We start from the raw sequence: 4,964 nt of genomic DNA on the forward strand, positions 1-4,964 counted from the left end.
TAAAAAAGTTCTTGACAGGTAGTGAAGAGAAGGGCATAATTTCGTTTCTCAGCTGTTGATAAACAAAACGCTTTATTGATGGTTGAGGTGTAGTGAAGAGCGAAACGATCTTTAAAAAAGAGACAGATGATAAGTGTGGACGTTTGTTGAGAGGAAGAAGTAGACAAACGTTCGCAGAAGAAAGTAAGGACTTCGGAAGAAGAACCTTGTCAGTATTTTGAGAGCGAGAGGTTGCAGAGATGTGACCTTGAAGTGCGAAAGCAAGAGATTGAACTGAAGAGTTTGATCCTGGCTCAGATTGAACGCTGGCGGCATGCTTTACACATGCAAGTCGAACGGCAGCATGGGGGCAACCCTGATGGCGAGTGGCGAACGGGTGAGTAATATATCGGAACGTGCCCAGGAGTGGGGGACAACCAGTCGAAAGATTGGCTAATACCGCATACGATCTACGGATGAAAGTGGGGGACCTTCGGGCCTCACGCTCCTGGAGTGGCCGATAGCTGATTAGCTAGTTGGTGGGGTAAAGGCCTACCAAGGCGATGATCAGTAGCTGGTCTGAGAGGACGATCAGCCACACTGGGACTGAGACACGGCCCAGACTCCTACGGGAGGCAGCAGTGGGGAATTTTGGACAATGGGGGCAACCCTGATCCAGCAATGCCGCGTGAGTGAAGAAGGCCTTCGGGTTGTAAAGCTCTTTTGTCAGGGAAGAAAAGGACCGGGCCAATACCCTGGTTTCATGACGGTACCTGAAGAATAAGCACCGGCTAACTACGTGCCAGCAGCCGCGGTAATACGTAGGGTGCGAGCGTTAATCGGAATTACTGGGCGTAAAGCGTGCGCAGGCGGTTGTGTAAGACAGATGTGAAATGCCCGGGCTTAACCTGGGAATTGCATTTGTGACTGCACGGCTAGAGTGTGTCAGAGGGGGGTAGAATTCCACGTGTAGCAGTGAAATGCGTAGATATGTGGAGGAATACCGATGGCGAAGGCAGCCCCCTGGGATAACACTGACGCTCATGCACGAAAGCGTGGGGAGCAAACAGGATTAGATACCCTGGTAGTCCACGCCCTAAACGATGTCGACTAGTTGTTGGGTCTTAATTGACTTAGTAACGCAGCTAACGCGTGAAGTCGACCGCCTGGGGAGTACGGTCGCAAGATTAAAACTCAAAGGAATTGACGGGGACCCGCACAAGCGGTGGATGATGTGGATTAATTCGATGCAACGCGAAAAACCTTACCTACCCTTGACATGTCAGGAACCCTGAAGAGATTCGGGGGTGCTCGAAAGAGAACCTGAACACAGGTGCTGCATGGCTGTCGTCAGCTCGTGTCGTGAGATGTTGGGTTAAGTCCCGCAACGAGCGCAACCCTTGTCATTAGTTGCTACGAAAGGGCACTCTAATGAAACTGCCGGTGACAAACCGGAGGAAGGTGGGGATGACGTCAAGTCCTCATGGCCCTTATGGGTAGGGCTTCACACGTCATACAATGGTGCATACAGAGGGTTGCCAACCCGAGAGGGGGAGCTAATCCCAGAAAGTGCATCGTAGTCCGGATTGGAGTCTGCAACTCGACTCCATGAAGATGGAATCGCTAGTAATCGCGGATCAGCATGTCGCGGTGAATACGTTCCCGGGTCTTGTACACACCGCCCGTCACACCATGGGAGCGGGTTTTACCAGAAGTAGGTAGCTTAACCGCAAGGAGGGCGCTTACCACGGTAGGATTCGTGACTGGGGTGAAGTCGTAACAAGGTAGCCGTATCGGAAGGTGCGGCTGGATCACCTCCTTTCTAGAGAAAAGCCTCAAGGCAAGCGTTCACACTTATCATCTGTTGCTTGGTAAGGACGATAGGACGGTATAGGCGGTAGCGGAGATACTGATCCAGAAGGGTCTGTAGCTCAGTTGGTTAGAGCACCGTGTTGATAACGCGGGGGTCGTTGGTTCGAGACCAACCAGACCCACCATAAGAGAGATGGGGGTTTAGCTCAGCTGGGAGAGCACCTGCTTTGCAAGCAGGGGGTCGTCGGTTCGATCCCGTCAACCTCCACCAGAAGAAGCCAGATCAAAGCATTTTTGAAAGAGAATGATTTGATCTGGTCTTTTAGAGACCTGAGGTAGCAAAAGTTCTTTAACAATCTGGAAAGAAGTAAGAAGAAACCAATAATCTGAAAGAAGAAGCCGAAGATTATTGGAGGGTAGTGATTGCAATCAGAAGTAAAAGAAGTGATCTCAAAGATTGCTTTGGATACGGCAACGCAAAAACTCAACTTTATAACCGTATTCTCGAAAGAGAAGTCAAAGTTATAGAGACAAGCGACTAAGTGCACATGGTGGATGCCTTGGCGATTACAGGCGATGAAGGACGTAGAAGCTTGCGATAAGCTGCGGGGAGTTGGCAAACAAACATTGATCCGCAGATTTCCGAATGGGGAAACCCGGCCTTAGGGTCATCAATAACTGAATTCATAGGTTATTGAAGCGAACGTAGTGAACTGAAACATCTAAGTAACTACAGGAAAAGAAATCAACCGAGATTCCCAAAGTAGTGGCGAGCGAAATGGGAAGAGCCTGCAAGAGATAGTGAGACGAGATAGTGGAACATTCTGGAAAGGATGGCGACACAGGGTGATAGCCCCGTACACGAAATCCGACTTACAGGACTGGGCTTGCGACAAGTAGGGCGGGACACGTGGAATCCTGTCTGAAGATGGGGGGACCATCCTCCAAGGCTAAATACTCGTAATCGACCGATAGTGGACCAGTACCGTGAGGGAAAGGCGAAAAGAACCCCGGGAGGGGAGTGAAACAGAACCTGAAACCGTGTGCATACAAACAGTAGGAGCCCGTGCTTGCATGGGTGACTGCGTACCTTTTGTATAATGGGTCAGCGACTTACATTCAGTGGCGAGGTTAACCGAATAGGGGAGCCGAAGAGAAATCGAGTCCGAACAGGGCGCCAGTCGCTGGGTGTAGACCCGAAACCAAGTGATCTACTCATGGCCAGGATGAAGGTGCGGTAACACGCACTGGAGGTCCGAACCCACTAACGTTGAAAAGTTAGGGGATGAGCTGTGGGTAGGGGTGAAAGGCTAAACAAACTTGGAGATAGCTGGTTCTCTCCGAAAGCTATTTAGGTAGTGCCTCAGGTATCACCGCTAGGGGTAGAGCACTGTTATGGCTAGGGGGTCATCGCGACTTACCAAACCATTGCAAACTCCGAATACTAGTGAGTGCGAGCCTGGGAGACAGACACCGGGTGCTAACGTCCGATGTCAAGAGGGAAACAACCCAGACCGCCAGCTAAGGTCCCAAAGATTGGCTAAGTGGAAAACGAAGTGGGAAGGCTAAAACAGTCAGGAGGTTGGCTTAGAAGCAGCCATCCTTTAAAGAAAGCGTAATAGCTCACTGATCGAGTCGTCCTGCGCGGAAGATGTAACGGGGCTAAGCCAGTCACCGAAGCTGCGGATATCCGCAAGGATATGGTAGGAGAGCGTTCTGTAAGCCTGAGAAGGTGTGTTGAGAAGCATGCTGGAGGTATCAGAAGTGCGAATGCTGACATGAGTAGCGATAATGGAGGTGAAAGGCCTCCACGCCGTAAGCCCAAGGTTTCCTGTTCAACGTTCATCGGAGCAGGGTGAGTCGGCCCCTAAGGCGAGGCAGAGATGCGTAGCTGATGGGAAGCAGGTTAATATTCCTGCACCGTCGTTAGATGCGATGGGGGGACGGATTGCGGAAAGTCATCCGGGTGTTGGAAGTCCCGGTTCTTGATTCGAAGGAGGCTGCTAGGCAAATCCGGCAGCGTAATCCAAGGGATTGAGACGAGTGGCCTTGTGCCGCGAAGTGATTGGAAGTGGTTCCAAGAAAAGCCTCTAAGCTTCAGTCTAACGAGACCGTACCGCAAACCGACACAGGTGGGCGAGATGAGTATTCTAAGGCGCTTGAGAGAACTCGGGAGAAGGAACTCGGCAAATTGGTACCGTAACTTCGGGATAAGGTACGCCCTTGTAGCTTGACTGGCCTGCGCCAGGAGGGTGAAGGGGTTGCAATAAAAAGGTGGCTGCGACTGTTTAATAAAAACACAGCACTCTGCAAACACGAAAGTGGACGTATAGGGTGTGACGCCTGCCCGGTGCTGGAAGATTAAATGATGGGGTGAGAGCTCTTGATTGAAGTCCCAGTAAACGGCGGCCGTAACTATAACGGTCCTAAGGTAGCGAAATTCCTTGTCGGGTAAGTTCCGACCTGCACGAATGGCGTAACGATGGCCACACTGTCTCCTCCCGAGACTCAGCGAAGTTGAAGTGGTTGTGATGATGCAATCTACCCGCGGCTAGACGGAAAGACCCCATGAACCTTTACTGTAGCTTTACATTGGACTTTGAACCAATCTGTGTAGGATAGGTGGGAGGCTTTGAAGCGTGGACGCTAGTTTGCGTGGAGCCGACCTTGAAATACCACCCTGGTTTGTTTGAGGTTCTAACCTTGGCCCGTTATCCGGGTTGGGGACAGTGTATGGTAGGCAGTTTGACTGGGGCGGTCTCCTCCAAAAGCGTAACGGAGGAGTTCGAAGGTACGCTAGGTACGGTCGGACATCGTGCTGATAGTGCAATGGCATAAGCGTGCTTAACTGCGAGACCGACAAGTCGAGCAGGTACGAAAGTAGGACATAGTGATCCGGTGGTTCTGAATGGAAGGGCCATCGCTCAACGGATAAAAGGTACTCTGGGGATAACAGGCTGATTCCTCCCAAGAGTTCATATCGACGGGGGAGTTTGGCACCTCGATGTCGGCTCATCACATCCTGGGGCTGTAGTCGGTCCCAAGGGTATGGCTGTTCGCCATTTAAAGTGGTACGTGAGCTGGGTTTAAAACGTCGTGAGACAGTTTGGTCCCTATCTGCCGTGGGCGTTGGAAGTTTGAGAGGGGCTGCTCCTAGTACGAGAGGACCGGAG

Annotated in this window: 2 tRNA genes and 2 rRNA genes; all 4 read left to right on the forward strand. The window is 51.3% G+C overall.

Features of this window, described 5'->3' with window-relative positions:
- The first annotated feature begins 270 nt into the window (after window positions 1–270).
- Window positions 271–1,801, forward strand: a 16S ribosomal RNA gene (locus tag NAI64_RS08990).
- Window positions 1,802–1,899: 98 nt separating this feature from the next.
- Window positions 1,900–1,976: transfer RNA gene (locus NAI64_RS08995), tRNA-Ile, on the forward strand.
- A gap of 10 nt (window positions 1,977–1,986) precedes the next feature.
- Window positions 1,987–2,062, forward strand: a tRNA-Ala gene (locus NAI64_RS09000).
- Window positions 2,063–2,319: 257 nt separating this feature from the next.
- A 23S ribosomal RNA gene (locus tag NAI64_RS09005) occupies window positions 2,320–4,964 on the forward strand; the annotation flags it as partial.

This window comes from Oxalobacter paeniformigenes, assembly GCF_027158465.1.
Taxonomy (GTDB): domain Bacteria; phylum Pseudomonadota; class Gammaproteobacteria; order Burkholderiales; family Burkholderiaceae_D; genus Oxalobacter; species Oxalobacter paeniformigenes.